Source organism: Amycolatopsis sp. NPDC041971, from assembly GCF_055588925.1.
Window position 1 is genome coordinate 38,172 of sequence record NZ_JBVJCE010000001.1, and the last position, 15,067, is coordinate 53,238.

15 protein-coding genes are annotated in these 15,067 nt (G+C 69.9%); 1 reads left to right on the top strand and 14 read right to left on the bottom strand.

The features are described from left to right. Positions 1 to 10: 10 nt before the first annotated feature. The 7 genes from ACZ6DT_RS00180 to ACZ6DT_RS00210 all read right to left on the bottom strand — a co-directional run bounded on the left by ACZ6DT_RS00180 (position 11) and on the right by ACZ6DT_RS00210 (position 7,078). The gene (locus ACZ6DT_RS00180; RefSeq protein ID WP_465586416.1) at positions 11 to 838 is read right to left on the bottom strand and encodes a type III pantothenate kinase; all 828 of its coding nucleotides are present in this window, start codon (positions 836 to 838) and stop codon (positions 11 to 13) included. A gap of 4 nt (positions 839 to 842) precedes the next feature. After that, a complete protein-coding gene (gene panD / locus ACZ6DT_RS00185) occupies positions 843 to 1,337 on the bottom strand; it encodes an aspartate 1-decarboxylase (RefSeq protein WP_465586418.1) in 495 nt (164 codons plus the stop codon). Between the two features lie 12 nt (positions 1,338 to 1,349). Next, complete coding sequence (gene panC / locus ACZ6DT_RS00190; protein WP_465586421.1) at positions 1,350 to 2,258, bottom strand: pantoate--beta-alanine ligase; 909 nt, start codon at positions 2,256 to 2,258, stop codon at positions 1,350 to 1,352. Continuing rightward, positions 2,255 to 3,181, bottom strand: coding sequence for a Rossmann-like and DUF2520 domain-containing protein (locus ACZ6DT_RS00195; protein ID WP_465588729.1), 927 nt, complete (start codon positions 3,179 to 3,181; stop codon positions 2,255 to 2,257). The genes panC and ACZ6DT_RS00195 overlap by 4 nt, the downstream gene beginning before the upstream one ends. Positions 3,182 to 3,315: 134 nt before the next feature. Further along, positions 3,316 to 4,485, bottom strand: coding sequence for a PrsW family intramembrane metalloprotease (locus ACZ6DT_RS00200; protein WP_465586424.1), 1,170 nt, complete (start codon positions 4,483 to 4,485; stop codon positions 3,316 to 3,318). Positions 4,486 to 4,513: 28 nt separating this feature from the next. Next, positions 4,514 to 6,547: a DUF6779 domain-containing protein gene (locus ACZ6DT_RS00205; protein WP_465586427.1), complete on the bottom strand. Its 2,034-nt coding sequence runs from the start codon at positions 6,545 to 6,547 to the stop codon at positions 4,514 to 4,516. A 69-nt stretch (positions 6,548 to 6,616) separates the two neighbouring features. Next, entirely contained in the window at positions 6,617 to 7,078 is a 462-nt protein-coding gene (locus tag ACZ6DT_RS00210) for a DUF3180 domain-containing protein (RefSeq protein ID WP_465586430.1), read from the bottom strand. A 60-nt stretch (positions 7,079 to 7,138) separates the two neighbouring features. Here ACZ6DT_RS00210 and ACZ6DT_RS00215 point away from each other — a divergent pair, with 60 nt between their 5' ends. Then, positions 7,139 to 8,080: a MerR family transcriptional regulator gene (locus tag ACZ6DT_RS00215; RefSeq protein ID WP_465586433.1), complete on the top strand. Its 942-nt coding sequence runs from the start codon at positions 7,139 to 7,141 to the stop codon at positions 8,078 to 8,080. Positions 8,081 to 8,213: 133 nt separating this feature from the next. On the opposite strand, the gene folK is transcribed toward ACZ6DT_RS00215, so the two are convergent. The 7 genes from folK to ACZ6DT_RS00250 all read right to left on the bottom strand — a co-directional run bounded on the left by folK (position 8,214) and on the right by ACZ6DT_RS00250 (position 14,859). Next, positions 8,214 to 8,705 carry a 2-amino-4-hydroxy-6-hydroxymethyldihydropteridine diphosphokinase gene (gene folK / locus ACZ6DT_RS00220; RefSeq protein ID WP_465586436.1) on the bottom strand — a complete coding sequence of 164 codons (492 nt, stop codon included), beginning with the start codon at positions 8,703 to 8,705 and terminating at the stop codon, positions 8,214 to 8,216. Further along, complete coding sequence (folB, locus tag ACZ6DT_RS00225; protein ID WP_125694967.1) at positions 8,702 to 9,061, bottom strand: dihydroneopterin aldolase; 360 nt, start codon at positions 9,059 to 9,061, stop codon at positions 8,702 to 8,704. The genes folK and folB overlap by 4 nt, the downstream gene beginning before the upstream one ends. Then, positions 9,054 to 9,896, bottom strand: a complete 843-nt coding sequence (folP, locus tag ACZ6DT_RS00230; RefSeq protein WP_465586440.1) for a dihydropteroate synthase — start codon at positions 9,894 to 9,896, stop codon at positions 9,054 to 9,056. The genes folB and folP overlap by 8 nt, the downstream gene beginning before the upstream one ends. After that, a complete protein-coding gene (gene folE / locus ACZ6DT_RS00235) occupies positions 9,893 to 10,507 on the bottom strand; it encodes a GTP cyclohydrolase I FolE (protein WP_465586443.1) in 615 nt (204 codons plus the stop codon). Before folE ends, folP begins: the two co-directional genes overlap by 4 nt. After that, positions 10,476 to 12,893, bottom strand: coding sequence for an ATP-dependent zinc metalloprotease FtsH (gene ftsH, locus ACZ6DT_RS00240; protein ID WP_465586446.1), 2,418 nt, complete (start codon positions 12,891 to 12,893; stop codon positions 10,476 to 10,478). Before ftsH ends, folE begins: the two co-directional genes overlap by 32 nt. A 202-nt stretch (positions 12,894 to 13,095) precedes the next feature. After that, complete coding sequence (locus tag ACZ6DT_RS00245; RefSeq protein WP_465586449.1) at positions 13,096 to 13,929, bottom strand: ESX secretion-associated protein EspG; 834 nt, start codon at positions 13,927 to 13,929, stop codon at positions 13,096 to 13,098. A 135-nt stretch (positions 13,930 to 14,064) separates the two neighbouring features. Further along, positions 14,065 to 14,859: an ESX secretion-associated protein EspG gene (locus ACZ6DT_RS00250; RefSeq protein WP_465586451.1), complete on the bottom strand. Its 795-nt coding sequence runs from the start codon at positions 14,857 to 14,859 to the stop codon at positions 14,065 to 14,067. Between the last annotated feature and the right edge of the window lie 208 nt (positions 14,860 to 15,067).

Genomic DNA, 15,067 nt, shown 5'->3' on the forward strand with positions numbered 1-15,067 from the left:
CGGGGTTTGGTCACGTACGGGCCGAGGCGTGGTTCCGGTCGTAGACCAGCCGGAGGCCCAGCAGGGTCAGGTCCGGCGCGTGCTCGGTGATCGTCTCGGACTCCTCGAGCACCAGCGGTGCGAGGCCACCGGTCGCGATCACCGCGACGGGATCGGTCCCGCCCGGCGAGAGTTCGCGCTTGATCCGCCTCACCAGGCCGTCGACCTGGCCGGCGAAGCCGTAGAGGATGCCGGATTGCAGGCATTCCACGGTGTTCTTCCCGATCGCCGACCGCGGCGGCACCAGTTCCACCTTGCGCAACGCCGCGGCCCGTGCGGCCAGCGCGTCGACCGAGATCTCGATACCGGGCGCGAACGCGCCGCCGAGGAACTCGCCCTTGGCGGAGATGGCGTCCACATTGGTCGAAGTCCCGAAATCCACCACCACGCAAGCGGTGGAAGGGTGCAGATGGTGCGCGGCCAGGGTGTTCACCAGCCTGTCCGCGCCCACCTCCTTGGGGTTGTCGACCAGGAGCGGCACACCGGTGCGCACTCCCGGCTCGATGACGATCTTCGGCAACCGCCCGTAGTAGCGCGAAAGCATGACGCGCAGCTCCCGCAGCACGGCGGGAACCGTGGACAGCGCGCTGATCCCGGTGATCGCGTCCGCGTGCGGACCGAGAAGGCCGCGCATGGTCAACGCGAGTTCGTCGGCGGTCATTCGCGCGTCGGTGCGCATGCGCCAGTCACCGATGAGCTTCGAGGCACTCTTTCCCGCCGAGGAGCCATCAGCGGAGCCCTGTCCGGCGTAGAGACCGAGCACGATGTTGGTGTTGCCGACGTCGACCGTGAGCAGCAAGGGCTCAGCTTTCGGCGTGCAGCAGCGCGTCGAGACGGCGGGCGTCGGCGGTTTCGGCGACCGGGAAGGTCATCGTGTCGTCGTCGGCCAGCGTCACGGTGCCGCTCAGCAGCCCGGAACCCTCCGGCGCGTGACCGGGATTGGTGCCCTTCTCGACGATCCGGTTGTCCGCGTCGACGAAGACGACCCGCGGCCGGAACGTGGCCGCCTCGGCGTTCTCCATCTGCGCGTACGAAATCAGGATCACCAGATCCCCGGGGTGCACCAGATGCGCCGCGGCGCCGTTGATGCCGAGCACCCCGCTGCCGCGTTCGCCCGCGATCACGTAGGTCTCGAGCCGCGCGCCGTTGGTGACGTCCACAATGGACACCTGTTCGCCCGGCAGCAGATCCGCCGCGTCCATCAGGTCCTCGTCGACGGTCACCGATCCGACATAGTGCAGATCGGCCTGGGTGACGGTCGCCCGGTGGATCTTCGATTTCAGCATCGTGCGGTACATCGTGGACTCTCCCTATTCCCCTGCGTCCAGCGCGTGTTCCGGATGATCCACGGCGGCGCCGAGCATCACCGGGACGTTGTCGATCAGCCGGGTACTCCCCACCCTGGCCGCGATCAGCAACCGCGCCTCACCGTCCACGGGCGCGGGCCCGAGGTCGATTCCCCTCAATTCCAGATAGTCGACCTCGACCGCGGGTCGCGCGGCGAGGGTCTGCCTGGCGGTCGCCAGCACGGCTTCCGCGCCGTCGCGTCCGACGAAGGCACCCGCGGTGAGTGCCGCCGACAACACGATCGCGTCCTCGCGCTGTTCCGGAGTCAGGTAGACGTTGCGCGAGGACAACGCCAGCCCGTCGCGTTCCCGTACCGTCGGCACCCCGATGACGCGGGTGTCGAAGTTCAGGTCACGCACCATCTTCTTGATCAGCACCAGCTGCTGGTAGTCCTTCTCCCCGAAGAAGGCGTAGTCCGGCCGCACGATGTTGAACAGTTTCGCCACCACGGTCAGCACGCCGGCGAAATGCCCCGGCCGCACCGCGCCTTCCAGCTCGTCACCCAGCGCGCCGGGATGCACCGTGACGGTGGCCCCGTCGGGATACAGATCCGACGCCTTGGGCAGGAAGCCGAGCTCGACGCCGTCCTCCTTCAGCACCTCGAGGTCCTTGTCCAGCGGACGCGGGTACGCCTCGAAGTCCTCGCCCTCCCCGAACTGCAGGGGATTCACGAAGATCGACGTCGCGACGACCGTGTTCGGCAGCCGCTTCGCCCGGCGGATCAGCTCGCGATGTCCCGCGTGCAGGGCGCCCATCGTGGGCACCAGCGCGACCTTGCGGCCGACGCCGTGCAGGGCACGCGTCACCTTGCTGACCTGCTCGGGCGGCTGGAAGGTGTGCAGCGTGCCTCGGGCGAATTTCGGTGTGGTCACTGGTTTTGCTGCCCTTCGGCGGGATCTGGGGGATCACTCAGGAGTTCGGCGAGCTCGGCGGCGGCCGAGGCGTCCAGTAGCCCGGCGGCGTCGCCGCGCGCCAGCGTGCGCCTGGCCAGCGCGCGATAGCTCGGGGCGACATCGGGGCCACGTTCGGCCAGCACCGCGAGATGTTCACGCACGGTGCCGAGGTCACCACGGGCCACCGGCCCGGTCAGCGCCCGGTCCCCGTGTCGCAGAACATTATCCAACGCCGCCGACAACAACGGAGCCACCAGGCGTTCGGGCTGGGCGATTCCCGCCTCCCGCAACAATTCCGCGCAATCGGCGACCAGGGTCATCAGGTGGTTCGCGCCGTGCGCCAACGCCGCGTGATAGAGCGCTCGCGCTTCGTCAGGGACCCGGACGGGCTCAGCGCCCATCTCCACGGTCAGCGCCTCACCGACGTTCCACGCCGCTTCGTCACCCTCTGTGGCTGTGACGCCGACGCTGCACGCGGCCAGTCTGTCGAGGTCCTCGGGGCGGCCGGTGAAGGTCATCACGGGGTGCAGGGCCAGCGGCAGCGCCCCGGCCTCGGCGGCGGGCGCGAGGACGTCGATGCCGTGCGCGCCGGAGGTGTGCACGACGATCTGGCCCGGCCGCAGGGAGCCGGTGGCGACGAAGCCGCGCACCATCCCGGCGAGCGCGTCGTCCGGCAGGGCCAGCAGGACCAGGTCGGCGCGGCGGGCGACCTCGTCGGGAGGCAGGAGGGGCACGTGGGGGAGCAGTCGCTCCGCCCGGCGAACCGAAGCGTTGGAAAGGCCCGAAGCGGCGACGACGGTGTGCCCCGCCCTGGACAGCGCGGCACCGACCACACTGCCGACCCGGCCCGCGGAAACGACGCCGACGGCCAGGCGAGCGGGCCTCATCATGGCGTGCGCCAGTGGACGCTCATGGTCGAAACTCCTCAACTCGTTCCAGTCCCGCTCGGTGGGCGCGGGTACCAGACGACGGCGCGAGGGTAACCCTCCGGCCCGTGTCCGAACCGGTCCTCGTGACCAGCTTCACCTGACAGTGGTCATCCGCGCGGCGCGCCGTCTGCCAGCCGCACGGCCTCGGCCCGCGACGTCTTGAGGACCTGGAGCAGCTCACGCTGCCGTTGTTTCGCATCGTCGGTGAGCTTCCGGCCGCGGCGCAGGAACGCGAGCTCGGTCACGCTGGCCTGATAGCGGCCGACGGCCTTCGCCGCTTCTCGCCCCGACTGCTTCCGCGCCTGTTTCCGCCACGACCGCCGTCCGGACAGACTGGCCAGCAGCGGCACCTCGGACGGCGCGATCCAGCGCGCGTCGACCATCAGCGGCAACGCGGCCGCGACGATCCGCTGCTCGCGGCGCCGCTGCATGACCACCACCGAGAAGACCCCGATGAACAGCGGCACCATGATCAGGAAGTAGACGTTCAGGAAGGTCGTGGCACCGCCGAGCAACGCGGCGCCGTTCCACAGCGCGTGCAGCAGCACCGCGACGACGTAGCCGCCGATCGGCGCCAGAATCCGCAGCGAGCGCACCTTGCTGCTCGCGGCGATGCCGAGCCCGATCCCGGTCATGACGGCGAACAGCGGATGGGTGAACGGCGAAAGCACGCCGCGGAGGAAGAACGCCGCGAGCACGCCGGCGCTCGTGCCGTCACCGAAGCCGTGCTCGGCGAAGGCGCGGCCGAAGTAATAGATGTTCTCGGTGAAGGCGAACCCGGCCGCGGTGAAGCCGGCGTAGACGATGCCGTCCACGACGCCGTCGAACTCGATCGGGCGGCGCCACCACAGCAGCAGGATGAAGGCGGCCTTCGCGGCTTCCTCGACCAGGGGCGCGGAGACCAGTCCGCTGATCTTCCCGCCCACGCCGGTACCGAGCAGCAGGTCACCGACGGCCTCGGCGCCGCTGTTGAGCAGCAACGCGATGATCGTCGCGACGCAAGCGCCCCAGACGAAGGACAGCAGCAGGAGCTTCGGCGGTTCCGGTTCCCAACGGTCGACCCACAGGAAAGCCGTGACCACCACGGCGACCGGGACCAGCGCCGCGAGCACCCCGATCGTCACCGCGGGCAAACCGACCTTCTCGGTCACCGTGCCGAAGACGAAAAGCCCGCACAGCGCGACGGCGATCAGCCCGAGCACCGGCAGCAGCACGGTGATCGACCGAGACCGGCGTGGCCGGTCGAGACCGGGCGCCGGGGAGGAAGGCTCGCTCACAGCGGGTCACCCTACCGTCGGTACGCGGTCAGTCTTCCGCACGCCGCCTGCGCCGCGGCGTGGACTCGTTCGCGCCGTTCGCCGCGAGCAGGTCCATCACCGACCGGCCGGAGGCGTGGGAACCCGCGGCGGGGGTCTCCGGACGGCTGTGCGACGACCCGTTGCGCGACGGCGCCTCGTCGTCCGGCTTCGCCCGCCCGCCGCCGTGACGGCCGCCGGAGGACTCGGAGTTCTGCCAGGCGGGGGGCTCGCCGTCCGGACGGCGGCGACGGCCGCCACCGGTGGGTTCCGGAACGTTCGGGGCCGGGGTGAGCGAGACCGAGGAGTCCTCCGCCGCCCGGCGGCGGCGTCCACCGCTGCCGTTCTGCGTCATGCGGACCTCTTCGGGCAGCGTCAGGTTGACCGCGGGCGGCTCCTCGGCGCCGGCACCGTGCCGCGACGGGGTCTCGGCCGCCGGACGGCGCACCGGTTCGGGCTCCGGCTGCCGCACGGGCTCGGCCCGGCGAGGCGGCTCGGACACGACCGGGATCGACACCGGGGTCGGCGGCTCCGGCTCACGGCGCGGCTCGGGGCGCGGTTCCGGCCGCGGCAGGGACGCCGACTGCTGGGACTGCTGAGGCTTCGGTGGCGGCGTGGGGCGCAACCGGTCCTGGAAGTCGTCCTTCCTGGGGAACGCCGCGCTCAGGTCGGAGACCGGGCGCTCCTGCGTCCACGACGGCTTCCACTCGCCGGTGGCCTCCATCGGCTCCTGAGCGGCGGGTTTGTTCGCGGGCGGCGGCGTGCCACCGGCCGGGCGGGACTGTTCGACCGGCTTCATCCCGGGACGGGTCAGGCCGAGCTCGCGGTTCGGCCGCGGACGGTCCGGCTCGACCCGCTTGACCGGCTTCGCCTGCGCGGCGGGCTTCACCGGCGGTGTCTCCTTGCGGGTCTGCTCCTCCGGCCGCGACGCGGGCGGCCGCTGCACGGTGCCGGCGTCGAGCCGCTGCTGCAACGAAGGCTGCTGCGGACGGCGAGGCGGCTCGTTGCGCTGGGGTTCGCTGCGCTGGGGTTCCGGGCGCTGGGGCTGCCGGGCGACAGCGGGCATCGACGGCTGCGAGGCCTCGGCGCGGGAGACCCCCGGCATGGACGGGCGGGACACCTCGGCGGGCGTCACCGGCGGTGGAGTCTTGCGCTGCGCGTCGACCCTCGGCATCGGCCGGGAGACCTCGGCGGGCGACATGCCGGGGTTGGACATCTCGAGCCGCTCGCGGCGGGCGGCTTCGGCGGCGAGCGCCTCGGCCGCCTTCGAAGCGCGGGCGTCCGCCTTGCGCATGCTGCGGCGAGTGGATTCGTCGACCGGCTTCGGTCGCTGCACCTGATTGCTCTGGCCGTAGCCGTTGGTGCCGTTGACCTGGCCGTTCGACGGCTTGCGACGCGCGGCGGGCGGCGTCCCGGCCCGGGCGGACGCGGGTTCGAGGACCCGGTCGAGCATCTCGGTCGGGCGGTCCCGCTCACGCTCACGATCGTCGACGTCGATCGTGGTGCTCTTGGCGGGCATCAACTGGGGTTTGCCGTTGCCGTTGCCGTTTTCGGATCCGGCGCTCATCAGCTGCTTGTTGTCGAGGGACCGCATCCGGGTGGCCTGCGCGGTGAGCGCGACGCGTTCGAGGAGGACCTCGCCACCGCCGAAGAGCGACTGGAGGCTTTCACGCAGGGCGCTCACCTCGGCTCTGAGCGCTTCGAGTTCGTCATGGGAGCGGTTCTCGGCGGCCTGCCGGCTCTCCGCTTCGATCTCCAGCTCGAACTCGCGGCGGGCGGCGATCTCGCGTTCCAGCTCCAGCTCGTAGACGGCCTGCGCCTCGGCGACGGCGTCCTCGCTCTGCGACACGTGCTTGCGGTAGCGGACCGCCAGGAACGCACCGATCAAGGCGGCCCACAGCGCCGCGACGATGCCCAGCCGCAAGTAGCGGAGGTCGTCGGAAAGCACCAATGCGAGAGTCGCGCCGACGGCGAGAACCAAGCCGACGACAAGCCACGGCCTACCCGCAAGGCGGCCGCGCGAGTCGTCACCCACCCCGGTCATGCCCAACACCGTACCTTCTAGTAATCCGAACGAGACCTAGTCGGTACTTCGAGCGGTGGCTCTCGAGCGTTAACCGGTCGGCTCGGGATCGGGGCCCCGATCACCGCCCTCGGGGGTCCGGCAGCAGTGTTCGAGCCACAAAGCCGCAGCTACCAGCGCTACCGAGCTGCCGATCCCGACCGTCGCCGAACGGAGGTCCCCGCTCGCCGCGAGGAGTTCGTCACGTCGCGGAAAAAGATACGCGAAGGCCGCCAGCCAGACCCCCGTCATGGCGGATCCGGCGAGCGACGAGGCCTTGGCGAGGGCCACCGATCGGGCGACGGAGATCGCGGCGAGCACCCGGCCCTCCTTGATCCGCGAACGGACGATGAAGGCGAGCACGACCTCGCAGAGCGCGAGGACGAACAGCGTGATTCCGGCGAAGAGCGGAAGCGCGGGGATCGATCCGTAGGCGACCTGGAAGAGCAGATAGGCCAGGACCAGACCCAGGAGGCCGGCCACCGCCAGCTCGCGTGGCCGGGTGAAGTGCATGGTCCAACGCTACCTGGCAGGCTTGACTCTCCACCAACTGGAGAGTCGACGATGAAGCTCATGGGCACCGCAGCGGTTTTCACCATCGGGGAGCTGGCCAAACGGACCGGCCTGCCGGTGAAGACCATCCGCTTCTACTCCGACGAAGGGCTCCTGCCACCGACCGACCGCACCGACGCCGGCTACCGCCTCTACGACGCCACCGCGATGGCACGCCTGGAGCTGGTCCGGACGCTGCGCGAACTCGGGCTGGGCCTCGCGGACGTGGAGCGGGCGCTGACCAGGGAAGCGACCATCGGGGACCTCGCGGTCCAGCACGTCGCCGCCCTGGACGAGCAGATCCGGCGGCTGGAACTGCGCCGCGCGGTCCTGCGAGCGGTGGCCAAACGGGACTCACCACTGGAGGAGGTCGAATTGATGAACAAACTCGCGTCGATGTCGGACGAAGACCGCAAAGGTCTGCTCGACGAGTTCTGGGCGGACATGGTCGAAGGTCTCGAATTGGATCCGCAGTTCTACGAGCGGATGCGCTCGGCGAAACCGGAACTGCCCGACGACCCGACGCCCGAGCAGCTGGAGGCCTGGATCGAGTTCGCCGAACTCGTCCAGGACGAGGAGTTCCGCGCGTCGATCCGCCGGATGAGCGAGTGGCACTCGAAGCTCCGGGAGGAGGACGGAGCGGACTTCGGTGAGAAGCAGCAGCAGCTGTGGATCGCGTGGAGTGCGAAGGCGACCGAAGCACTCGAAGCCGGCCTCGCGCCTGATTCGGCCGAGGGCCGCGAACTGGCGGAGACGATCTTCACGCAGTCTTCGCGGAACGGGCAGGACCCCGCCGACCCGGCCTGGCGGAAACGGCTGGCCGACGGCATGGCGATCAGCTCCGACCCGCGCGCCGAGCGGTACTGGATGCTGCTGGGGAAGATGAACGGCTGGCCGTCGTTCCCCTCGCAGATGCGGCAGGCCGAGTGGGTCATCGCCGCCCTGCGCGCCGCGCTGGGGTAGCAAGGGACCTTTGCTCTCGCCCCTCCCGCGTTTCGTCCTCTGAATGCGGTAGTTCGCCCCACGCACTACCGCATTTCGTCCTCTGAATGCGGTAGTGCGTATCGCCAACTAACGCGTTCAGAGGACGAAATGCTCAGGTGAGGGTGAGCGAGGTCAGCCGGACGGAGTCGCGGTCCGAAACGGGGCGGGCGGCGAGGAGGTCGGCGACAGGACCGTGGTCGGGGAGCACCGCGCCGGGCTCGATCTCCAGCCAGGGGATCAGCACGCTCGCGCGCTCCGGCGTGCCGGGATGCGGAAGCAGCAACCGGGGGTCGTCGGAGCGCGCCCCGTCCACGGTCACTATGTCGACATCCAGCGTGCGCGGCCCCCAGCGGAGTTCGCGCACGCGTTCCGCCGCCTGCTCGGCGGCCTGCCCGGTGCGCAGCCAATCCCAATGGTCACGCGCCGGGTCGTCGACCAGGACGACGGCGTTGAGGAAGTCCGGCTGGTCCTCGACGCCCCACGCTTTCGTCTCGTAAACACTCGACACGGCTACGACAGCCGGCCGCACGGCGTCGACGGCGGATTGCAGGAACGCGAGCCGGTCCCCCAGATTGGAACCGAGCGAAAGCAGCGCGCGGCTCATCGTTCGCGTCGCACCGTGACGGCGACGTCGTCGAAGTTCAGCGGGATCGGCGCGGACGGTTTGTGCACCGTCACCTCGACGGCGCTCAGCCGCTCGTCGCGCAGCACCTCGTCGGCGATCTTCCCGGCGACACTCTCGATGAGGTCGTACGGCTCGCCTGCCACGATCCCGGCGGCGAGTTCCGCCAGCTCGCCGTAGTGCAGCGTCTTGGTCAGATCGTCGGAGGCGGCGGCCGGGCCGAGGTCCAGCCACACCACGATGTCGACGACGAACTCCTGCCCGTCGCGTTTCTCGTGGTCGAAGACCCCGTGCCTGCCGAAAACCCGCAAGCCGGTCAACGTGATCCGGTCAGACAACAGGACTCCCCTTCCGCCAGGCCGCCGCGACGGTCACGGCGTCGATGCTCGCGCCGACCTCGTGCACCCGCACTCCCCAGGCACCGGCCGCCGCGGCGAGCGCGGACACGGCCGCGGTCGCGTTCTCGCGGCCGTCCGGCGGCGCGGGCTTTCCGTCCTTTCCGGACAAGAGGCGCCCGAGGAACCGTTTGCGCGAGGCACCGACGAGAACCGGGAAACCCAATGACAGAAAGGAGTCCAGGCTGTTCAGCAGCGCCCAGTCGTGTTCGGCGTTCTTCGCGAACCCGAGTCCGGGGTCGAGCACGATCGCGTTCTGGTCGACGCCCGCGTCGACTGCTTCGTCCACTCGGGACAGCAATTCGGCGCGCACGTCCGCGACGACGTCCTCATAGGACGCCAGCGCGTTCATGTCCTTGCTGTGCCCACGCCAGTGCATCAGCACCCACGGCACCCCGGTCTCGGCGGCGACCTTCGCCATGTTCGAATCGGCCAGCCCACCGGAGACGTCGTTGATGACGGACGCGCCCGCCTCGACGGCGGCGAGGGCGACCTCGGCACGCGTGGTGTCCACGGACATCGTGACACCGTCGGCGGCGAGCGAGCGGATCACCGGCATGATCCGGGAAATCTCGGTCTCGGCGTCCACTCTGGAGGCTCCCGGCCGCGTCGACTCTCCGCCGACGTCGATCAGATCCGCCCCGCGCGCCCACATCTCGTGCGCGTGCTCCAGCGCCTGCTCGACGCCGAGGTAGCGGCCACCGTCCGAAAAGGAATCGGGGGTGACGTTCAGAACGCCCATCACCGCGCACCGGCCGGGCCGGGGCAGGGCGGTCATCGACGGCCCTTGATGAGGTCCAGCGCCTCCGACCGCGAGGACGCCGAAGTCTGCAACAGACCGCGTACGGCCGACGTCGTCGTCCTGGCCCCGGGTTTGCGGATGCCGCGCATGGCCATGCAGAGGTGCTCGGCCTCGACCACGACGATCGCGCCGCGGGGCTCGAGTTTGCGCATGATCGCGTCGGCGACCTGGGAGGTGAGCCGCTCCTGGACCTGCGGGCGCTTCGCGTACAGGTCGACGAGGCGGGCCAGTTTGGACAGCCCGGTGACCTTGCCGTGCTCATTGGGGATGTAGCCGACGTGGGCGACACCGTGGAACGACAACAAATGGTGTTCGCACACCGAGAACATCGGGATGTCCGTCACGAGCACGAGCTCTTCGTGTGCCTCGTCGAACGTGCGGTCCAGGACGTGGTCCGGCTCGGTGTAGAGCCCGGCGAACATTTCCCGGTAAGCGCGAGCGACCCGGGCCGGGGTCTCAAGGAGACCGTTCCGGTCCGGGTCCTCGCCACAGGCGAGCAGGAGTTCGCGTACGGCTTTCTCGGCCCGGTCTTGGTCGAAGACCGGGCCTACGCCGTTACCGCTTGGTGTCGTCCTGTCCGTCGTCACGCCGTTGCTGTCCTTCGTCCTGCTGACCGCCGGGCTGGTCAGCGAACCAGCCGTCGCGCGGGCGGTCTTCGGCGGGACGCCAGGGCTGGTTCGGCTGGCCGCCCGGCTGCGTGGCCGGGGTCCATCCGGGAGGAGCCCCGTAGTTCGGCGGGCCGCCAACGGGCCCACCCTGGTAACCGCCTGCCGGACCGCCCGGCTGCTGCCCACCATATGCCTGGGGCCAGTGACCGGTGCCGTTCGGCCCACCGTTGGGGCGACCACCGTTGGGGTAGGCGCCCGGCGGCGGCGGAGCGTACGGGTTCGCGTTCGGGTCCGGCGGCGGAGCCGGCTGCGCGTACGGCGGGCCACCGGGAAGGTCGCCGCCGCCCTGCACGGTGCCGACCGGGGTCGGCGCCGGCTGCAGCACCGGTTGCTCCTTCTTCTCCTCCGGCGGCGGCCACGGCTCGCCGCGCTCCATCGCCAGCTCGCCGGGGGTCTTGATCGGCGGCTTGTCGGACGGCTTCCGGTCGCCGAACTCGTTGAAGATGGTGATGTGCGGGCGCTTCTCGACGGTCGCGAAGATCCGCTCGAGATCCTTGCGGGTCAGCGTCTCCTTCTCGAGGAGCTCGATGACCAGCTCGTCCAGCACGTCGCGGTAGGTGCTCAGCACGTGCCACGCCTCGGTGTGCGCGGTCTCGATGAGCTTGCGCACCTCCTCGTCGATCTCGTGCGCGACCTCGAGCGAGTAGTCCGCCTGGCGGCCCGCCGAGCGGCCGAGGAACGGGTCGCCCTGCTCCTGGCCGTACTTGACCGCGCCGAGCCGGGCGCTCATGCCGTATTCGGTGACCATCGCGCGGGCGATCTTGGTCGCCTGCTCGATGTCGGAGGAGGCACCGGTGGTGGGCTCGTGGAAGACGAGCTCCTCCGCCGTGCGGCCGCCCATCGCGAAGACCAGGCGCCCGATCATCTCCGAACGGGTCATCAGCTCCTTGTCGTCCTCCGGGACGAGCAGGGCGTGACCGCCGGTGCGCCCGCGCGGCAGGATCGTCAGCTTGTAGACCGGTTCGATGTCCGGCATCGCCCACGCGGCGAGCGCGTGCCCGCCCTCGTGGTAGGCCGTGATCTTCTTCTCCTTCTCGGAGATGATCCGGCTCTTGCGGGCGGGGCCGCCGACGACGCGGTCGACCGACTCCTCCAGCGCGGCGTCGGTGATCACGTGCCCGTTCTGGCGGGCGGTAAGCAGCGCGGCCTCGTTGAGCACGTTCGCCAGGTCCGCGCCGGACATGCCGACGGTCCGCTTGGCGAGGCCGCTCAGGTCGGTGCCCTGCGCGATCGGCTTGCCCTTGGCGTGCACCTCGAGGATCGCCTTGCGACCGCGCATGTCCGGCGCGGCCACCGGGATCTGGCGGTCGAACCGGCCGGGACGCAGGAGCGCGGGGTCGAGGATGTCGGGACGGTTGGTCGCGGCGATCAGGATGATGCCGCCGCGCGCGTCGAAACCATCCATTTCGACGAGGAGCTGGTTCAGCGTCTGCTCACGTTCGTCGTGGCCGCCGCCGAGGCCGGCGCCGCGCTGGCGGCCGACCGCGTCGATCTCGTCGACGAAGATGATGCAGGGCGCGTTCTGCTTGGCCTGCTCGAACAGGTCGCGGACGCGCGAGGCGCCGACACCGACGAACATCTCGACGAAGTCCGAACCGGAGATCGTGTAGAACGGCACGCCGGCCTCACCGGCGACGGCTCGCGCGAGCAGCGTCTTACCGGTACCGGGCGGCCCATAGAGCAGCACGCCCTTGGGGATCTTCGCGCCGAGTGCCTGGTAGCGCGCCGGGTTCTGCAGGAAGTCCTTGATCTCGTACAGCTCTTCGACGGCCTCGTCGGCGCCCGCGACGTCCCCGAAGGTCGTCTTGGGCATGTCCTTGTTGAGCTGCTTGGCCTTCGACTTGCCGAAGTTGAGGACGCGGTTCCCGCCGCCCTGGGCGTTGTTCATCATCCACATCAGCAGGCCCAGCACCAGCGCCAGCGGGATCGCGAAGATCAAGATCTGGGTGAGGACGTTCTGCTGGGTGACCTTGGTGGTGAACTTGACCGGGTTGTCACCGCTCTTGAGGCCGATGAGCTGACCGTAGATGACGCCCGCGACGTTCGACGGGTACTGCGCGATGATCTGGTCGACCTGCTGGCCCTCGACCTCGATCTTCTTGTTCAGCAGCAGCTTGATCTGCTGCTCCTTGTCCTCTTGCGAGGCTTCCTTGACGTTGTTCGCGGTGATCTGCTGGTTCGCGATCGAGATCGGCACCTGGGTATAGCCACGATCACTGTCGAAGATCGTGTTGTAGGCGAGAAACGCCAGTACCGCCGCGAGAATCCAGAGCACTGGGTTCTTGAGCACGCTCTTCCGGTTCATACGACTCGGCCCTGGTGGCCTCGACCCTTCCTGGTTGGGCGGCTCATGCTGTTACCCGCCATCACGATCTTGACGACCCATGGTGCTCCGACACCCGCCCCTCAGGATACCGCCCGCCTGGACGGATGAGGGTGGTGAGCCTCTCGGACGTAAACGGTGGACGCCGCGCGAGGGTTCCCGGAGAGTGAACGAGGGAGTCACCCTAACGTGTGTCGACCGCCACACCGGCGGCCATTTCGCCCAGGCGCGTGCGGAGTGTCTTGACGTCGGCGGGTGAGACGGTGACCCATTCGCGTCCGTCTGGACCTGCTTGTGACGTGCTGAGGTAGCGCCCGCTGGCGGTGTCGAACCAGCCGAGGACCCGTGACCGCTGCTTGGCGCCAACGTGGGACCGGCTGTTCGCTGCCAGCTGACCGCCGCGCAGCCTCGGCTGGCCGGTGAGCTTGCCGAACGCCTCGCGGGGATCCGCGGTGATGCGTTCACTGAGTGAAACGCGGGATTTCTCCTTACGCCGGGTCTTCGCCGCTTCGGGCTCCTCGGCCTTCTTCGCCGGGTTGACGGCGGCGCGGATCGGCTCGGTGCGGCGGGCGTCGTCGATCGGCAGCGTGACGGACGCCTCCGAGCCGCGCTGCCCCGGGGGCAGCAGTTCGACGACCGCCGTCGGAAGGCCGTCGGCGGGCGCCTCACGCAGCCAGATCCCGGACTGGTCCTGGATCGCGATCACCCCGTCGCGGCCGTCGGTGGCGCCGAGCACGGCGACCGTCGGGGCCTGGAACTCGGGGATGTGCAGCGCGTCGATGGTCAGCGAACCGCGGGCGAGGAGGTACAGCCAGTCCTCGATCCTCCGCTCCGGCCTTCCCCGGCCGTCGCGGATCCCGCGGGCCTGGAGTTCGACGTCGGTGCGCCGGCGCAGCGCCCGGCGCTCGGCCTCCGTGGCGCCGTGCGAACGGACGCGCAGCGGATAGGGCAGGTCGCCGAGCTCGGCGGACTCCCAGAGGAAGTCGAACGCCATCGGTGTGAAGTGTTCCTGGTGCATTGCTCCGTGCCCTCCCGGCACCTTGGCTCCTGGGCCTCGGGACGCCCAGGGGGTTCACGATAGCGAAGGGGTACGACAGTCGGCGGCCGGATCGGGGGAAGTGTCCCGCCAGCTGTCAGGAAAGGGACCGACAGGTCAGCGCGCGGGCGAAGCGTCCGCCGCGATCTTCCCCAGCATCTCCGTGAGCCGGTGCCGCAGCGTCGCCGGGTCCGCGGGCGCGATGGTGATCCAGTCGCGTCCGTCGGAACCGCGCGTGGCCTGGGTGAAGTACCGGCCGGACTGCGTGTCGAACCAGCTCAGCACCGAAGACCGGGTCCGCGTGCCGTGTTTGCTGCGCGCGTTGGCACCGAACTGTCCGCCGCGAAGCCGCGGCTGCGCCTGGAGCCGCGACAGGGCCTTTCGGTCCTCATCGGACGTCGCGGAGCCGTCGACCTGTGGCTGACGACGCTGGAGGAAGTCCGCCCCCGAGGTGCCGACCAGGCCGTCCAGCGGGAGGGTGATCGACTTCTCCGTGCCGCGCGAACCCGGCGGCAGCAGGGAGACGATCGCGCTCGCGAGGCCGTCCGGGGCGATGGGGTGGAAGTGGAAACCGCGCGGGTCCTGCACCGTCAGCAGGCCTTGGCCGCTGAGCAGCGACGCGACCGCGAGCAGCGGTTCGGTACCGGGGTTGTTGAGCTGGACGCAGTCCAGGCTCAGGTCCGGCCGCGCGAGGACACCGAAGAAGTCCTCGATATGCGGCTCGGGACGGCCGCGTTCGTCGGCGAGACGACGCTGGTTCAGCGACTGGAACGTCCGCGCCCGCAGCGCGCCGCGCTCGTCCATGGTCGCCCCGTGCGAGCGGAGCCGCAGCGGGTACGGCAGCTCACCGGCGTTCGCGCTCTCCCACAGGAAGTCCAGTTCGACCGGGGTGAGCAGGTCACCGTTCGCCATCTTCCGCCCCCAAATGTGTGTCGGTGAACCCGCGTCCGCGATCGGCGTCGATCTTCGGCTCCGCCAACAGGCTCCCACAAGTCAGCGGGCGGGGGGGGGGGGGGGGGGGGGGGGCGGGGGAGAACAAGTCCGGGTGTGGGCTTCTTTTGTTTTGGGTATGAGGCGAGGGGGGGGGGGGGGACGGTGGTGTGGAGAGAAGCGGGCGGGG

What these genes read in the sequence shown, in the direction of transcription:
- panD (WP_465586418.1), bottom strand. Translation starts at nt 1,337, where the DNA reads ATGTACCGCACGATGCTGAAATCGAAGATCCACCGGGCGACCGTCACC.
- ACZ6DT_RS00205 (WP_465586427.1), bottom strand. Translation starts at nt 6,547, where the DNA reads ATGACCGGGGTGGGTGACGACTCGCGCGGCCGCCTTGCGGGTAGGCCG.
- ACZ6DT_RS00210 (WP_465586430.1), bottom strand. Translation starts at nt 7,078, where the DNA reads ATGCACTTCACCCGGCCACGCGAGCTGGCGGTGGCCGGCCTCCTGGGT.
- ACZ6DT_RS00215 (WP_465586433.1), top strand. Translation starts at nt 7,139, where the DNA reads ATGGGCACCGCAGCGGTTTTCACCATCGGGGAGCTGGCCAAACGGACC.
- folK (WP_465586436.1), bottom strand. Translation starts at nt 8,705, where the DNA reads ATGAGCCGCGCGCTGCTTTCGCTCGGTTCCAATCTGGGGGACCGGCTC.
- folP (WP_465586440.1), bottom strand. Translation starts at nt 9,896, where the DNA reads ATGACCGCCCTGCCCCGGCCCGGCCGGTGCGCGGTGATGGGCGTTCTG.
- ftsH (WP_465586446.1), bottom strand. Translation starts at nt 12,893, where the DNA reads ATGAACCGGAAGAGCGTGCTCAAGAACCCAGTGCTCTGGATTCTCGCG.
- ACZ6DT_RS00245 (WP_465586449.1), bottom strand. Translation starts at nt 13,929, where the DNA reads ATGCACCAGGAACACTTCACACCGATGGCGTTCGACTTCCTCTGGGAG.
- ACZ6DT_RS00250 (WP_465586451.1), bottom strand. Translation starts at nt 14,859, where the DNA reads ATGGCGAACGGTGACCTGCTCACCCCGGTCGAACTGGACTTCCTGTGG.